Raw genomic sequence first — 15178 nt, 5'->3', positions numbered from 1 at the left:
GCTCCGAGGGGCTGGAGCAAGTGTGGTTATTTGCTCCCGCATGCTGGAGCAAGTGTGGTTGTTTGCTCCGAGGGGCTGGAGCAAAGGCACCTCTCGGGGAGGGGTGGGTTGTGGCGCGTGTGGGCCCGGAACGGGTGGCGCGAGTCGTGTCTGCGTCCGCACCGGAACGCGAGCGGAACGTCTTGCCTGCGGCGGCACCGGGACGGGTGGCGAGAGTCGCGTGCGCGCCGGCACCGGGACGGGTGCCGAGCGTCGTGTCAGCCGAGGCGGTCGCGGCGCTCGCGGTCGGTCGGCGGGGGCACGTCGAGGAGCAGCTCGGGACGGTCCTCGGTCTCGCTCACGGCGTCGAGCAGCTCGACGGCGGTGAGTACCCGCGGCGCCGCCTCGACCGGCGTCAGCTCGGGCAGCTCGTCCGAGACCACGTCGAGCTCCTGCATGCGTCGGGCCGTGACGAGCACCCGCGACTCGAGCGCGCCGACGAACTGGTTGTAGCCCTCGACCGCCGAGTGCAGCGACCGCCCCATCCGCGACACGTGCGTCCCCAACGTCGCGAGCCGGCGGTGCAGCTCCTGTCCGAGCTCGAGCAGCTCGCGGGCACTCGTCGACAGCGACTCCTGCTGCCAGCCGTGCGCGACCGTGCGCATCAGGGCGAACAGCGCACCCGGCCCGACGAGGACGACGCGCGCCGCCATCGCCCGCTCGTGCAGCCCCGGGTCCGCATCGAGCGCCGCACCGAGCATCGCGTCGCTCGGCACGAAGCACACGACCATCTCGGGCGACTGGGTGAACGCCGACCAGTAGTCCTTCGCCGACAGCGCCTGCACGTGCTGGCGCAGCGCCGACGCATGCTCACGCAGCAGCTGCGCCCGCTCGTCACCGTCGAGGTCCTCCGCCTGCGCGTCGAGGAACGCCGACATCGGGGCCTTCGCGTCGACGACGAGCACCCGCTCCCCGGGGAGCCGAACGACGACATCGGGTCGCACCTCGCGCTCGTGACGCGACCGGGCGCGCACCTGCTCGTCGAAGTCGCAGCGCGCGAGCATCCCCGACGCCTCGAGCACCCGCCGCAGCTGCACCTCACCCCACGATCCGCGCACCGACGATGACCGCAGCGCCCCCGCGAGCGAGGCCGTCGCCCGCCCGAGGTCCTGGGTCTCGGACTCGACGCGGGCCATGACCGAGCGCAGCGAGCCGAACTGCTCGACCCGGTCGCGCTCGAGCACCCCGACCTGGCGCTCCACCCGCCCCAGCGCATCCCGCAGGGGAGCGAGGAGCGAGGCCGTCTCGAGGTCCTCGGCCAAGGACGCCTCGAGGTCGACGACCCGCTCGCGCAGCAGGTCGCGTTCGGTCTCCACGGAGGCCGCGCGGACGGCATACGCCCCGCGAAGCACGACGAAAGCGACACCGGCGCCGACGAGCGCACCGACCACGAGGGTGATCCACGGGTTCATGGCGACCACGGTGCCAGCCGGCACCGACACAGCGGGGGAGGTCAGGGGTGGCGGCGCCGGTACTGGGGCCGGAACGCCCGCTGCAGCAGCAGGGTGACGACACCCGCGACGACCATCCCGGCGATGTTGACCGCGAGCTGGCTCGCCGAACCGCGGATCTCGTCGACGTCGAGGACCGCGAGCCCGAGCGCGAGGTTGCCCAGCGCCGGGGTCGTCGTCACCGAGATGAACACCCCGACCATGGCCGACGACTTCGCCGTCGTCGTCGCGAGTACGCCCGCGGCGCCGGCGAGGAGCGCGACGATGAACGACCACCGGTCCGGGTGCCAGATGAAGCCCGTTTGGGGCCGGGGCCGGGACACCTCCTCGGCGGTGAGGATGCCGAAGATCGCCGCGAGATACGCCAGCGCCACGACGACGATGATCGCGATGATGAAGCCCACCATGAGGCGCCGGAAGATCGTCGCGGCCACCGACCACTCGCGGAACACGAGTGCCACGCAGATCCCGGCGATCGCCGCGAACTCCGGCCCGACGACCATCGCCCCGACGACGAGGACGGCCGAGTCGGTGATGACCGCGATGGCGGCGAGGAGCGTGGCGAGGATGAGGAAGGACAGATACGTGACGCTCGGCCGCTCGGCGGTGCGGGCCCGGGCGAGGACGGTGTCCCACAGCACGGCGTCGTCGGGATCGCCGGGGGCAGCGCGCTCCACCTCCGCTGCGGCGTCGAAGCGGGTGCCGTCGATGTCGTCGAAGATGAGCCCACCGACGTGGGGGAGCCCGGTTGCGCAGATCTCGTCGATGACGTCGTTCGCCGCCTCCCGCGCAACGTCGGCCTCGATGACGTCTCCGGCGGGCTGCAGCGACGCGCCCTTGAGGACGACGACGTTGGTGACGCGCTCGTCCGGCAGGAGCAGGTCGGTGATGGATGCGGAGAGGTCGGGAGGGACGTTCATCCGCAGGTGCACGAGCATGGTCCGCAGGGTATGCCGTGCGCTCACCTCCGTGCCCCGGGATAGCCTCGGATCATGGCCGACCGCGAGCGACCCGACACCTCGACGGAGAAGGGGCGGCGCTCGTTCATCCACGTCCTCAACGCCAGGCTGCCCCGCAAGCGGGCCATCGCTCAGGGGCTGCTGCGCAGCGAGGCCGGCGAGATCCTGCTCTGCGAGCTGACCTACAAGAGCGAGTGGGACCTGCCCGGCGGTGTCGTCGACCCCAAGGAGTCGCCCGCGGCCTGCGTCGTCAGGGAGATCAGCGAGGAGCTCGCTGCCGTCGTCGACGTGCGCGGTCTCGCCGCCGTGAACTGGCTGCCGCCGTGGCGCGGGTGGGACGACGCCGTGCTCTTCCTCTTCGACCTCGGAGTCGTGCCGGCGTCGTTCACCGACGACCTCACCCTGTCTCGGCGCGAGCTCAAGGGCGTCCACTGGGTCGCGCCCGCCGACATCGCCTCGCACGTCGCGCCCTACACGGCCCGGATGCTCGAGCAGGTGCTCGCCGAGCTCGGTGAGTCGGACGCGGATGGCGCGCGGACGGCATACCTCGAGAACTCCGAAAACCCTTGGGGCACAACGTGAACGCGGGAACCTTCTTCGGTGCGCTCGTGGCGATGTTCGTCGGCGCGCTGTTGCTCGTGTGGACGTTCGTCAGCGCGGCCGCGCTCGTCTTCGCGCTCGCGCAGGGGGACGGTGGGGCCGCGGCTCTGTATGCCGGGTTCACCGTCGCGGGCGTGCTCGCCTGCCTGCTCGGGGCCTGGGTCGCCCGGCGGGTGGTCCGGCGCGTGGCGAGGAGCCGGGCGCGGCGCCAGTAGACTCCTGACCCCGTGGCACTCACCATCGGAATCGTCGGGCTCCCGAACGTCGGCAAGTCGACGATGTTCAACGCGCTCACCAAGAACAACGTCCTCGCCGCGAACTACCCCTTCGCGACGATCGAGCCCAACGTCGGCGTCGTCCCGCTGCCGGACGCGCGGCTGTCGAGGCTCGCGGAGATCTTCGGGTCGGAGAAGATCCTGCCCGCGACGGTGTCCTTCGTCGACATCGCCGGCATCGTCCGCGGCGCGTCCGAGGGGGAGGGGCTCGGCAACAAGTTCCTCGCGAACATCCGCGAGGCCGACGCGATCTGCCAGGTGGTGCGGGCGTTCGAGGACGGCGACGTCGTGCACGTCGACGGCAAGGTGTCGCCGGAGTCCGACATCGAGACGATCCACACCGAGCTGATCCTCGCCGACCTGCAGACCCTCGAGAAGGCCGTGCCGCGGCTCGAGAAGGAGGCGCGGATCAAGAAGGACGTGGCGCCGGTGCTGGCCAATGCGCTCGCCGCGCAGAAGGTGCTCGAGGAGGGAAAGACGCTGTATGCCGCGGGTTCGGCCGGCGGCGTTGACCTCGCCGAGGCGAAGGCGCTGGGGCTGCTGACGACGAAGCCGTTCATCTATGTCTTCAACCTCGACGAGGACCAGTTGGCCGATGCCTCGCTGCATGGGCGGCTGGCGGAGCTGGTGGCACCGGCCGATGCGGTGTTCCTCAACGCCAAGCTCGAGATGGACCTCATGGACATGTCGCCAGAGGACCAGCGCGAGATGCTCGAGGGGTTCGGGGCGAGCGAGTCCGGGCTCGACCAGCTGGCGCGCACCGGGTTCCACACGCTGGGGCTGCAGACCTACCTGACCGCCGGGCCGAAGGAGTCGCGGGCGTGGACGATCCGCCAGGGGTGGACCGCTCCGCAGGCGGCCGGCGTCATCCACACCGACTTCGAGAAGGGCTTCATCAAGGCCGAGGTCGTGTCGTTCACGGACCTCGACGAGCTGGGGTCGATGGCGGCCGTGAAGGCGGCTGGCAAGGCCCGGCTCGAGGGCAAGGACTACGTGATGGCCGACGGCGACGTCGTGGAGTTCCGCTTCAACGTGTAGAGCCGCGGTCCTCACAAGGGCGTGAAATACGCCGCTTTTGCGAGGACCAGGGCAAGGTGGCAGTGCGCGACTGGCAGAGCGGCATACGGTCGACGCATGGGTGACCGACAGGACTGGCGAGCTGACCGCATCACGGCGGCGTTCGAGGGCCGCAATCCTGGAGTCATGGCCGAGCTGGACGCGTCGTATGCGGTCATCGGCGACGTCCAGTTCCTGCCCGGCTACTCGCTCGCGCTGACGAAGCGGCCCGGCGTCGAACGTCTCACGGACCTGCCTCGCGCCGAGCGGCTGCGCTATCTCGCCGACGTCGAGCTCGTCGCCGAGGCGGTCGAGACCGTGTGCCGGCGGCTCGACCCGGCCTTCAGGCGGGTCAACATCGAGATCCTCGGCAACACCGACCCGTTCCTGCACTGCCACATCTGGCCGCGGTACGAATGGGAGCCGCCGGAGATCGTGGGCAAGCCGGTGTGGCTGTACGACGCCGCGCGCTGGCAGGACCCCGTGACCGCGCTCGGGCCCCAGCACGACGACCTGCGCGCGGCCCTGACGGCGGAGGTGCTGCGGCTCAAGGTCATGCCGGACCCGTCAGATCTGCCGCCTTCGGCATGACGTTGTGCCGCCGCGGCGAGGCAACGCGCGGTATGCCGGCCGCGCGAGGCGCGCGGCCGGCATACCGAATCGGTGTCCGCTCGCCGGAATGCGTGACGCAAGGCACACCGAACCTCTAGGGTTTCGCCCGGCGTGAGCAACGATGCGCGCGCGGAGGAACAGCAGAAGAGAGGTGCACTCGTGGCCGACGGCACACGTGGCAGACACGACGAGGTGGACCACGACACGGTCCCACCGGCAAACACAGGACTGCTCGTCGCAGCCGGGATCCTGCTCCTGATCCCCATCGTGGCCCTCATGTGGGTCAGCTCCTACGCCAAGGTCGAGCCGAAGCTCTGGGGCTTCCCGTTCTTCATCTGGTACCAGTTCCTCTGGGTCTTCATCTGCTCCGCGATGACCTTCACGGCCTACAAGCTCGTCCTCAAGGCACGCCCGCACCGACCCATGACGGACGGGCGCGGACCGCGCGTCGGCGACGAGCGTGACACCGACCTGCACGACGGCAATCCGTTCGACGCCGACGACCCGCGGGGAGGCACTCGATGAGCAACGTGAACTGGACCGCCCTCATCGTCCTCGTCCTGCTCTTCGCGCTCGTCACGGGCATGGGCTTCTGGGCCACGCGCTGGCGCCGCCCGAGCAGCATGGAGTCCCTCGACGAGTGGGGCCTCGGCGGCCGCTCGTTCGGCACCTGGGTGACCTGGTTCCTCCTCGGAGGCGACCTCTACACGGCATACACGTTCGTCGCGGTGCCGGCCGCGATGTTCGCGACCGGCGCGGTCGCGGGCTTCTTCGCCGTGCCGTACACGATCGTGCTCTATCCGATCATCTTCGTCTTCATGGCGCGGCTGTGGTCGGTGAGCCACCGGCACGGGTACGTCACCCCGGCGGACTTCGTCCGCGGACGGTATGGCAGCCGCGAGCTGTCCCTCGCGGTCGCCGTCACCGGGTTCCTCGCGACGATGCCGTACATCGCGCTGCAGCTCGTCGGCATCCAGGCGGTGCTCGAGGTCGTCGGCCTCGGCGGCGGCAGCAACATCATCGCCAAGGACGCGCCGCTGTTCATCGCGTTCGCGCTGCTCGCGGCCTACACGTACTCGAGCGGTCTGCGCGCCCCGGCGGTCATCGCGTTCGTCAAGGACACGCTGATCTACCTCGTCATCATCGTCGCGATCATCTACCTGCCCTCGAAGGTCGGCGGCTGGGACGCCGTCTTCGGCGCGGCCCAGGAGAAGATGACCACGGTCAACGAGGCGACCGGCAAGCCGACGGGCGCGTTCGTCCCCGGCAGCCAGCAGATGTGGGCGTATGCGACGCTCGGGCTCGGCTCTGCGTTGGCGCTCTTCATGTACCCGCACTCGATCACGGCGACGCTGTCGGCGAGCAGCCGCAACACGATCCGGCGCAACGCCTCGATCCTGCCGGCGTACTCGTTCGTCCTGGGTCTGCTGGCGCTGCTCGGGTGGGTCGCGATCGCGGCCGGTACCAAGCCGGTCGGGCTCGACGGCAAGCCCAACGCGCAGCTCGTCATCCCGCAGCTGTTCGAGGACATGTTCCCGTCGTGGTTCGCGGGAATCGCTTTCTCCGCCATTGCGATCGGTGCTCTCGTGCCCGCGGCGATCATGTCCATCGCGGCCGCGAACACCTTCACCCGCAACATCTACAAGGAGTGGATCCGCCCCGACGCCAGCCCGGCCCAGGAGGCCAAGGTCTCCAAGCTCATCTCGCTCATCGTCAAGGCGTTCGCGCTCGTCTTCGTCCTCGCGCTGGACAAGCAGAACGCGATCAACTTCCAGCTCCTCGGCGGCATCTGGATCCTGCAGACGTTCCCCGCGATCGTCTTCGGGCTCTACACGAAGTGGTTCCACCGCTGGGGTCTGCTCCTCGGCTGGGCCGTCGGCATGGTCTACGGCACGTGGCAGGCGTACAACGTCGTCAACCCCGTCACCGGCGCCCACTTCGGCGGCTCGCTGGCGAACATCCCCGGCATCGCGCAGATGGGCTACATCGCCCTGACGGCGTTCGTCATCAACCTCGTCATCGCCGCGATCGTCAGCGCGGTGCTCAACGCGATGAAGGTGTCCAACGGCACCGACGAGACGATCAAGGGCGACTACTTCGCCGACGCCGGGGACCCGCGCGTCGAGAAGACGCTGCCCACCGGACCACACGAGGTGACGCCCAGCCCGTGACCGGCATACGGCACCTCTGAGCACGACGAACGGGCCCGGAGCAGGAGAGCTGATCTCCTCCTCCGGGCCCGTTCCATGGGCAGGGCGCGGAAGGGGTCCGGGTGGGCGAACCCCGTCGGGCAGGATGGGCACATGACCTCGGCCGCCCCGTCCGACGCCCTGCTCGAGCTCGCCCGCGCCCATGGTGTGGCGACGGACTTCACCGACTGGACCGGTGAGCACCGCGTCATCGGCGAGGCGTCCCTGCGGTCGGTCCTCGATGCGCTCGGTATAGACGCGTCGACGCCGGATGCGGTGGACGCTGCCCTGGTCGCTGCGGCCGATGCGCCGTGGCGGCGGACGTTGCCGCCGACCGTCGTATGCCGTGAGGGCTGGACTCCGTGGGTCCACGTCCATGTGCCCGACGGCTCGGGGGTCCGTCTCACCGTCGAGCTCGAGGACGGCTCGACGCGGGAGGTCGCGCAGGTGGACCGGTGGGTGCACCCGCGCACCATCGACGGGCGCGAGATCGGGGAGGCGACCTTCGAGCTGCCCGGTGACCTGCCGCTCGGCTGGCACCGCATCGTCGCGCACCTCGACGAGCCGGCCGTGACCGAGGGCACCGACAGCGCCACGCTCATCGTCACCCCGGGCGCGCTCGAGGTGCCCGAGGTGCTGCGCCACGGCGGCGCGACCGGGCTGATGACGCAGATCTACCAGGTGCGGTCGGCGTCGTCGTGGGGGATCGGAGACCTCGGCGACCTCGGTGACCTCGCCTCGTGGGCCGGGACCGACCTCGGGGCCGAGTTCGTCCTCGTCAACCCGCTGCACGCGGCCGAGCCGGTCGCACCGATGGAGGCTTCGCCCTACCTGCCGACGACGCGTCGCTTCGTCAACCCGATCTACCTGCGGGTCGAGGACATCCCGGAGCTCGCCCGGGTCGACGCCGAGGGGCGGGCTGCGGTGGAGCAGCTGGCTGCGGATGCGCGCGAGCTGAACGACGACGACACGATCGACCGGGACGCGGCATGGGAGCTCAAGCGCGAGGCGCTCGAGATCGTGCACGAGGTCGGGCTCGAAGGGCGCCGAGCGAGGGACTTCGAGCGGTTCCGGGAGCGCGAGGGTGAGGGGCTCGCGACCTTCGCGACGTGGTGCGCCATCGCCGACCGCTACGGACTGCCGTGGTCGGAATGGCCGAGCGAGCTGCACGACCCGCGAAGTGCCGCGGTAGCCGAGTTCGCCTCTGCGCAAAGGGATCTCGTCGACTTCCACATGTGGCTCCAGTGGCTGCTCGACCGCCAGCTTGGGGAGGTGCAGCGTGAGGCGCGAGAGGCGGGAATGTCCCTCGGCGTCGTGCACGACCTCGCCGTCGGGGTGCACCCGCGCGGTGCCGATGCGTGGGGTCTCGCGGATGCCCTCGCGTCGGGCGTCACGGTCGGCGCACCGCCGGACCAGTTCAACCAGCTCGGCCAGAACTGGTCGCAGCCACCGTGGCATCCCGAGCGCCTCGCCGAGCTCGGGTACGCCCCGTTCCGGGACATGGTGCGCACCGTGCTCCGCGACTCGGGTGGCATCCGCGTCGACCACGTCATCGGGCTCTTCCGGCTGTGGTGGATCCCCGAGGGTCTCACCCCCGCGGACGGCACCTACGTCACCTACGACCACGAGGCGCTCATCGGAATCCTCTGCCTCGAAGCCCAGCGGGCCGGCGCCGTCGTCGTGGGCGAGGACCTTGGAGTGGTGCCATCGATCGCGCGCGAATACCTGCGCGAGAGAGGGATTCTCGGCACGAGCATCATGTGGTTCGAGACCACGGACGGGCAGCCGACGCCGCCGGAGGACTACCGCGAGTTGTGCCTGTCGTCCGTGACGACGCACGACCTTCCGCCGACGGCGGGATTCCTCACGCTCGAGCACGTCGCGATCCGCGAGCGGCTGGGGTTGCTCACCCGCCCGGTCGAGGAGGAGCGGGCCCACGAGGAACGCACCATCGCCACGGTGCGGGATGCCCTGGAGGCGCGTGGATGGTTGACGCCCGGTGCCGGGCTCCCATCGGTCATCGAGGCGATGCACCGTTGGCTCGGCCGCACACCGAGCGTGCTGCGCGCCGTCTCACTGGCCGATGTCGTGGGCGATCGGCGGGCCATCAACCAGCCGGGCACGGAGGACGAGTACCCCAACTGGCGCATCCCGCTTGCCGGGCCCGATGGGCAGCCGGTCTCGCTGGAGCAGGCGACGGAGGCGGAGTTCGCCGACGTGCTCTTCCGCGCCACGGCCGGCGACTGACCTGCCCACCCGGGCGAGGTCTGTCCGAAATGTGCGACTGATTGCGCACAGTTCGCATCCTTGCTCCGCCGCGGATGCGAACTGTGCGCAATCAGTGGGGGTGGGAGTGACCAGAACGGGCAATCAGTGGGGGTCGGGGTGACCAGAACGGGCAATCAGTGGGGACTCAGTGGACCTGGGTGCCGACGAGGGAGCCGATCGCGTAGGTGACGGCCATGGCGAGCAGGCCACCGATGACGTTGCGCCGCACCGCCGGTCCCACGGGCGCCGAACCCAACCGGGCGCTGGCATACCCCGTCACGAGCAGCGCCACGACGACCGCGGCCACCGTCACCGGCACGCGAGCCGAGACACCGACGACGAGGATCGCGACGAGCGGCAGCAGCGCCCCGACCGTGAAGGACACGAACGACGCGAAGGCGGCCTGCCACGGGTTCGTCAGCGCCTCCGGGTCGATCCCGAGCTCGGTCTCGGCGTGGGCCGCGAGCGCGTCGTGCGCCGTGAGCTGCTCGGCCACCTCGCGGGCGAGGTCGGGGGAGAGGCCCTTCTCGGCATACATCTCGGTGAGCTCGTCGAGCTCGGCCTCCGGCTCCTCACGCAGCTCACGCCGCTCCTTGGCGAGCAGAGCCCGCTCGGTGTCGCGCTGGGTGCTCACCGAGACGTACTCACCGACGGCCATGCTCATCGCTCCCGCGGCGAGGCCGGCGAGCCCGGCGGTGAGGATGGCCGGGCGCGACGTCGTCGCGGCGGCGACACCGATGACGATGCCGGCCGTCGAGACGATGCCGTCGTTGGCTCCGAGGACGCCGGCACGCAGCCAGTTGAGGCGCTCGCCGATGGTGGAGTCGTGCGGCTCGTCGTGGCCGGGGACGGGAGGCGGGCCGGCCGTCGTGGCCGGTTCAGCCATCGACGTCGACGCCGTGTCGGCGCGCGATCTCGACGATCCGGTGGGCCTGCTCGATGTCGAGCTGGGTCAGCCCGCCGGCGTCGTGGGTCGTGAGCAGCCACGTCGTCGTCCGCCACCGGATGTCGATGTCCGGGTGGTGGTTCATCTCCTCGGCGACCTCGGCCACCTCGTCGACGATGCGGATGGCGGCGGGGAAGTCCGGCGCCTCGATCGTTGCGACGATGGCGTCTCCGTCACGCGTCCAGAGCGGCAGGTCCGCGAGCTGGCGCTCGATCTCCTCGTCGGTCAGCTGTCGTGCCATGACACCACTCTGGCACGACGCGCCACCCGGCGGGCGACCGGCGGGTGCCCGCGCAGCCGCGCCGTTAGCCGCGTCGTCAGCGGCGCAGGTCGTGGCCAGGGGCGCACCCATGGCTGCGCCCCTGACCAGCGTCTGCTCCGGTGGCGCCACCGGCGCAGCAGATGCCGCCGACCTGCCCGCGTCAGCCGCCGCCGCCGCCACCACCGGCGGTGTTGCCCGGGTGGTGGACCATCGCCTCGACGGCCGTCGCCGGGCCCATGAGCGAGCCGTCGCCGCCACCCGCGTGCTGCTCGACGAACTCGGCCGTCACCTCGTGCGGCTGGATCTCGCCGGACTCGATCTGCTCTGCCCAGTGGCAGGCCACCCGGTGGTCGGCCGCGACGCCGGGGATGTCCGGCACGCGCAGCACCGGCCGCTCCGTGTCGCACTTCGTCTCCTGCCGCCACGGGCACCGCGTGTGGAAGCGGCACCCGGAGGGCGGGTTGGATGGCGAGGGCAGGTCCCCGGTGAGGATGATCCGTTCGCGTCGGTCCTCGACGAGCGGGTCGGGCACCGGCACGGCCGACATGAGCGCCCGCGTGTAGGGGTGCAGTGGCGTCGCATACAGCGCGTCGGCCGGTGCCTCCTCGACGATCCCGCCGAGGTACATGACCCCGATGCGGTCACTGATGTGCCGCACGACGGCGAGGTCATGGGCGACGACGAGGTAGGTCAGCCCGAACTCCTCCTGCAGGTCCTCGAGCAGGTTGATGACCTGCGCCTGGACCGACACGTCGAGCGCGGACACCGGCTCGTCGGCGACGATGAGCTTGGGGTTCACCGACAGCGCCCGGGCGATGCCGATGCGCTGGCGCTGGCCGCCCGAGAACTCGTGCGGGTACTTCTTCAGCGCCGCGACCGGCAGCCCGACTGCGGACAGCAGCTCGCGCAACCGCCGACTCGCCTCGGTGCCGTCCTTGGTCAGGCCGTGCGCCTTCATCCCTTCGAGGAGCAGCGACTCGACGGACTGGCGCGGGTCGAGACTGCCCATCGGGTCCTGGAAGACCATCTGGATGTCCTGGCGCTTGCGCCGCAGCTCCTCGCCCTGGAGCGAGGCGATGTCGATGCCGTCGAACTCGACGCTGCCCTCGGTCGGCGGCTCGAGGTTGAGGATCGCGCGTCCGAGCGTGGACTTGCCGGAGCCGGACTCGCCGACGAGCCCATAGGTCTCGCCGCGCCGGATCTGCAGGTCGATGCCGTCGACGGCGTAGACGTGGCCGACCGTCTTGTCGAAGATGACGCCGCGCTTGATGGGGAAGTGGACCTTGACCCCGCGGACGTCGACGAGGACGTCGTCGTTCCGGTCGTCGTGTCCGTATGCCGTGTGCGCGCCGTCCGTGGACTGCGCACCACTCGTATCGGTGGCGCTGGGTTGCACCCCGCTCATCGGGTCACCTCCGAAGTGCCTCTGGTGGTGTCGGCATCGGGCGATGGCCGCCCGTGCTGGATCGGGTTGAAGCACCGCAGCGACCGGCCGTGATCTTCGACGAGCTCCGGTGTCCGCTGGGTGCACACCTCGATGGGCTGCGAGCAGCGCGGCGCGAACGCGCAGGCGCTCGTCCACGGCAGGTTGTCCGAGACCGAGCCGGGGATCGGGTTGAGCCGCTCGCCCCGAGCGCCGTCGAGGCGCGGGATCGACTGGAGCAACCCCCACGTGTAGGGGTGGCGTGGGTCGGCGAAGAGCGGGTGCCGCTCCGCCGCCTCGACGACGCGGCCGGCATACATGACGTTGACGCGGTCGACGAGACCGGCGACGACACCGAGGTCGTGCGTGATCATGATCATCGCGGTGCCGGTGTCCTCGACGAGGTCCTTGAGGACCGCGAGGATCTGCGCCTGGATCGTCACGTCGAGGGCCGTCGTCGGCTCGTCGGCGATGAGGACGCGCGGCGCGGCGGCGAGGGCCATGGCGATGAGGGCGCGCTGGCGCATGCCGCCGGACAGCTGGTGCGGGTAGTCCTTGAGCCGCCGGTCCGGGTCCGGGATGCCGACGCGGTCGAGCATCTCGCGGGCGAGGGGAGTGGCTGCCTTGCGGGACATGCCGCGGTGCCGCTCGAGGACCTCGGTCACCTGGACACCGATGGGGACGACCGGGTTCAGCGACGAGAGCGGGTCCTGGAAGATCATCCCGAGCTCCGCGCCGCGGCGGTCGCGCATCTGGTCCGGGCTGAGCGTCAGCAGGTTGGTGCCGTTGTAGAGCACCTCACCTTCGACGCGCACGCCGCGCTTCGGGAGCAGGCCCATGATGGCGAGCGAGGTGACGGACTTGCCCGAGCCGGACTCGCCGACGATGCCGAGCGTGTCGCCGGGGCGCAGGTCGAAGCTCACGCCGTCGACGGCGACGAAGGGCTCCTCACCGGAGCGGTGGAACGTGACCCTGAGGTCACGGACGGAGAGCAGCGGCGTGTCGTCGTTGCGGTGCTGCTGGCTGGTGCTGAGGGTGTCGGTCATCGCCGAGGTCACCTCCGGCTCTTGGGGTCGAGTGCCTCACGCAGCGACTCACCCATGAGGGTGAAGCCGAGCGCGACGACGATGATGCAGAGGGCCGGCCACACGGCCAGGGCAGGGTGGTCGTAGATGTACGGCTGGGCCTTGCCGAGCATCTGGCCCCACTCCGGCTGCCGGTCGTCGGGGTTGCCCAGCCCGAGGAAGGAGAGGGCTGCCGCGTCGATGATCGACGTGGCCACGACGAGCGTCGACTGGACGATGACCGGGCCGAGTGAGTTCGGCAGCATGTGCCGGAAGACGATCGCCGACTCCTTGACGCCGAGAGCGCGCGCCGCGAGCACATGGTCGCTGGCTCGTTGGGCGAGCATCGACCCGCGCAACAACCGGGCGAAGATCGGCACCTGCACGACGGCGATGGCGATGATCACCGTCCACTGGCTCGCGCGGGCCGCGATGGCCGCGATCGAGAAGGCGAGCAGCAGGGAGGGGATCGAGAGCATGACGTCCACGACGCGCATGACGACCGAGTCGACCCACCCACCGAAGGCGCCGGCGAGCGTGCCGAGGGTGAGTCCGCCGAGCAGCCCGAAGAGCGTCGCCATGACGCCGACGACGAGGGTCTGCCGGCTGCCGACGATGAGGCGGGAGAGGATGTCGCGACCGGCGTTGTCGGCGCCGAGCGGGAAGCCCTCGCGGGCCGGCGGGATGGGGTTCGTCTGCGGGCGCACCTCGGGTAGCAGGATCGGGTCCGCCGGGTCGTGCGGCGCGATGAGCGGCGCGAAGATCGCGAGCAGCACGAACAACGTCGTGATCGTCAGACCGATGAGGAACACCGGGTTGCGGCGCAGCCGCTGCCAGGCGCTCGCCACCAGGGAGACACCGGTGCTCTCCTCGACGTGACCGGCGTCGTCCACGGTCGCGACGGCCACGCCGCCGCCCGAGGTGTCGGCGCTCGTCGCGGCGAGGGCGTCGATGCGTTCCTTCTTGCCACGCGGGTTCAGGGGGTTCGGCACGCGGGTCACCTCGTCCGCACTCGGGGGTCGATCACGGCATACGCGATGTCGACCAGCAGGTTGATGACGACATAGGTGACCGCCGCCATGAGGATGCACACCTGGAGCACCGCGTAGTCGCGGCGCTGGAAGGCGATCGCCAGCGCGTCGCCCAGACCGCCCCACGAGAACACCCGCTCGGTGAGGACGGCGCCGACGAGGAGCCCGCCGGTCTGGAGGCCGATCGTCGTGACGACCGGGAGCAGCGCGTTGCGCAGCACGTGCCGACCGCGGATGATCCGGTTCGTCAGGCCCTTGGACTCGGCGGTGCGCACGTAGTCCTCGTCGAGCACCTCGAGCACCGAGGCGCGGGTGATCCGGAAGATGACGGCGAAGGGGATCGTCGCGAGCGCGAGCGACGGCAGGATGAGGTGCTTGAGCGCGTCCCAGGAGGCGTCGAACTCGCGCGTGAGCAGGCCGTCGAGGACGAAGAACCCGGTGACCCGGGTGGCGTCGATGCCGGGGTCCTGGCGTCCGGACACCGGCAGCCACTGCAGCTTCACCGCGAACCAGTACTTGAGCAGGAACGCGAGGAAGAAGACGGGGACGGCGATGCCGATGAGGGAGAACACGATGGACGTGTTGTCGAAGAGGGACGCGCGGCGGCGGGCCGCGAGGTAGCCGAGCGGGATGCCGAGGACGATCGCGAGGACGAGCGCGCACACGGCCAGCTCGATCGTCGCGGGGAAGCGGGTGAGGAAGACGTCGAAGGCGTCGGTGCCGGGCTGCACACCGGTGCTGGCGCCGAACTCGCCGCGCACGGCGCGCTTGACGAACTCCCAGTACTGCACGTAGATGGGCTGGTCGAGGCCGAGCGCCTTCTCGAGGGCGGCGCGCCGCTCCGGCGTGGCCCGCTCACCCAGCAGGGCGGACACGGTGCCGCCGGGGAGGGCCTTGAGCCACGCGAAGACGAGCAGCGACAGGATGACGACGACGCCGACCATCTGCAGCAGCCGCCGGACGATGAACCTGATCACGGGATGGAGTTCTCCTTGACTCGTGA

The 15178-nt window shown here is 70.4% G+C and carries 15 protein-coding genes; 7 read left to right on the top strand and 8 right to left on the bottom strand.

The window, feature by feature from the left end; all coding sequences use genetic code 11:
- Nucleotides 1-257: 257 nt before the first annotated feature.
- Both BCF74_RS05975 and BCF74_RS05970 read right to left on the bottom strand, forming a co-directional pair.
- Nucleotides 258-1451, bottom strand: a complete 1194-nt coding sequence (locus tag BCF74_RS05975; protein WP_170070149.1) for a DNA recombination protein RmuC — start codon at nucleotides 1449-1451, stop codon at nucleotides 258-260.
- A gap of 41 nt (nucleotides 1452-1492) precedes the next feature.
- Complete coding sequence (locus tag BCF74_RS05970; protein WP_106297043.1) at nucleotides 1493-2428, bottom strand: DUF389 domain-containing protein; 936 nt, start codon at nucleotides 2426-2428, stop codon at nucleotides 1493-1495.
- Nucleotides 2429-2482: 54 nt separating this feature from the next.
- On the opposite strand from BCF74_RS05970, the gene BCF74_RS05965 reads away from it, so the two are divergent.
- The 7 genes from BCF74_RS05965 (at nucleotide 2483) to malQ (ending at nucleotide 9428) form a co-directional block, all read left to right on the top strand.
- On the top strand, nucleotides 2483-3031 hold the full coding sequence (locus BCF74_RS05965; RefSeq protein ID WP_106297042.1) for an NUDIX domain-containing protein: 549 nt from the start codon (nucleotides 2483-2485) through the stop codon (nucleotides 3029-3031).
- The gene (locus BCF74_RS05960) at nucleotides 3028-3264 is read left to right on the top strand and encodes a hypothetical protein (RefSeq protein WP_106297041.1); all 237 of its coding nucleotides are present in this window, start codon (nucleotides 3028-3030) and stop codon (nucleotides 3262-3264) included. Before BCF74_RS05965 ends, BCF74_RS05960 begins: the two co-directional genes overlap by 4 nt.
- Before the next feature lie 12 nt (nucleotides 3265-3276).
- Complete coding sequence (ychF, locus tag BCF74_RS05955) at nucleotides 3277-4362, top strand: redox-regulated ATPase YchF (RefSeq protein ID WP_106297040.1); 1086 nt, start codon at nucleotides 3277-3279, stop codon at nucleotides 4360-4362.
- A 96-nt stretch (nucleotides 4363-4458) separates the two neighbouring features.
- Nucleotides 4459-4971, top strand: coding sequence for an HIT family protein (locus BCF74_RS05950; protein WP_106297039.1), 513 nt, complete (start codon nucleotides 4459-4461; stop codon nucleotides 4969-4971).
- Nucleotides 4972-5103: 132 nt separating this feature from the next.
- Nucleotides 5104-5517, top strand: a complete 414-nt coding sequence (locus BCF74_RS17690; RefSeq protein WP_245889241.1) for a DUF3311 domain-containing protein — start codon at nucleotides 5104-5106, stop codon at nucleotides 5515-5517.
- Entirely contained in the window at nucleotides 5514-7163 is a 1650-nt protein-coding gene (gene mctP, locus BCF74_RS05940; RefSeq protein WP_106297038.1) for a monocarboxylate uptake permease MctP, read from the top strand. The genes BCF74_RS17690 and mctP overlap by 4 nt, the downstream gene beginning before the upstream one ends.
- 132 nt (nucleotides 7164-7295) lie before the next feature.
- Nucleotides 7296-9428, top strand: coding sequence for a 4-alpha-glucanotransferase (gene malQ, locus BCF74_RS05935; RefSeq protein ID WP_106297037.1), 2133 nt, complete (start codon nucleotides 7296-7298; stop codon nucleotides 9426-9428).
- Nucleotides 9429-9594: 166 nt separating this feature from the next.
- Here the strand turns inward: malQ and BCF74_RS05930 are convergent, their stop codons facing one another.
- From BCF74_RS05930 to BCF74_RS05905, 6 genes are all read right to left on the bottom strand, one after another.
- On the bottom strand, nucleotides 9595-10335 hold the full coding sequence (locus BCF74_RS05930; protein ID WP_106297036.1) for a VIT1/CCC1 transporter family protein: 741 nt from the start codon (nucleotides 10333-10335) through the stop codon (nucleotides 9595-9597).
- The gene (locus BCF74_RS05925) at nucleotides 10328-10636 is read right to left on the bottom strand and encodes a 4a-hydroxytetrahydrobiopterin dehydratase (protein WP_106297035.1); all 309 of its coding nucleotides are present in this window, start codon (nucleotides 10634-10636) and stop codon (nucleotides 10328-10330) included. The genes BCF74_RS05930 and BCF74_RS05925 overlap by 8 nt, the downstream gene beginning before the upstream one ends.
- A 181-nt stretch (nucleotides 10637-10817) precedes the next feature.
- Nucleotides 10818-12062: an ABC transporter ATP-binding protein gene (locus BCF74_RS05920; protein ID WP_106297034.1), complete on the bottom strand. Its 1245-nt coding sequence runs from the start codon at nucleotides 12060-12062 to the stop codon at nucleotides 10818-10820.
- Entirely contained in the window at nucleotides 12059-13126 is a 1068-nt protein-coding gene (locus BCF74_RS05915) for an ABC transporter ATP-binding protein (RefSeq protein WP_106297033.1), read from the bottom strand. The genes BCF74_RS05920 and BCF74_RS05915 overlap by 4 nt, the downstream gene beginning before the upstream one ends.
- 8 nt (nucleotides 13127-13134) lie before the next feature.
- Complete coding sequence (locus BCF74_RS05910) at nucleotides 13135-14145, bottom strand: ABC transporter permease (protein ID WP_106297032.1); 1011 nt, start codon at nucleotides 14143-14145, stop codon at nucleotides 13135-13137.
- On the bottom strand, nucleotides 14142-15152 hold the full coding sequence (locus tag BCF74_RS05905) for an ABC transporter permease (protein WP_106297031.1): 1011 nt from the start codon (nucleotides 15150-15152) through the stop codon (nucleotides 14142-14144). The genes BCF74_RS05910 and BCF74_RS05905 overlap by 4 nt, the downstream gene beginning before the upstream one ends.
- Between the last annotated feature and the right edge of the window lie 26 nt (nucleotides 15153-15178).

The sequence above is a fragment of the Knoellia remsis genome (genome assembly GCF_003002895.1).
Classification (GTDB): domain Bacteria; phylum Actinomycetota; class Actinomycetes; order Actinomycetales; family Dermatophilaceae; genus Knoellia; species Knoellia remsis.
The sequence above is the reverse complement of the archived record's forward strand: the minus strand, read 5'-3'. Positions and strand labels throughout refer to the sequence as shown.

Coding starts and splice junctions, on each gene's coding strand:
- BCF74_RS05925 (WP_106297035.1), bottom strand. CDS start 10,636: ATGGCACGACAGCTGACCGACGAGGAGATCGAGCGCCAGCTCGCGGAC.
- mctP (WP_106297038.1), top strand. CDS start 5,514: ATGAGCAACGTGAACTGGACCGCCCTCATCGTCCTCGTCCTGCTCTTC.
- BCF74_RS05915 (WP_106297033.1), bottom strand. CDS start 13,126: ATGACCGACACCCTCAGCACCAGCCAGCAGCACCGCAACGACGACACG.
- BCF74_RS05965 (WP_106297042.1), top strand. CDS start 2,483: ATGGCCGACCGCGAGCGACCCGACACCTCGACGGAGAAGGGGCGGCGC.
- BCF74_RS05970 (WP_106297043.1), bottom strand. CDS start 2,428: ATGCTCGTGCACCTGCGGATGAACGTCCCTCCCGACCTCTCCGCATCC.
- malQ (WP_106297037.1), top strand. CDS start 7,296: ATGACCTCGGCCGCCCCGTCCGACGCCCTGCTCGAGCTCGCCCGCGCC.
- BCF74_RS05975 (WP_170070149.1), bottom strand. CDS start 1,451: ATGAACCCGTGGATCACCCTCGTGGTCGGTGCGCTCGTCGGCGCCGGT.
- BCF74_RS05930 (WP_106297036.1), bottom strand. CDS start 10,335: ATGGCTGAACCGGCCACGACGGCCGGCCCGCCTCCCGTCCCCGGCCAC.
- BCF74_RS05920 (WP_106297034.1), bottom strand. CDS start 12,062: ATGAGCGGGGTGCAACCCAGCGCCACCGATACGAGTGGTGCGCAGTCC.
- BCF74_RS05950 (WP_106297039.1), top strand. CDS start 4,459: ATGGGTGACCGACAGGACTGGCGAGCTGACCGCATCACGGCGGCGTTC.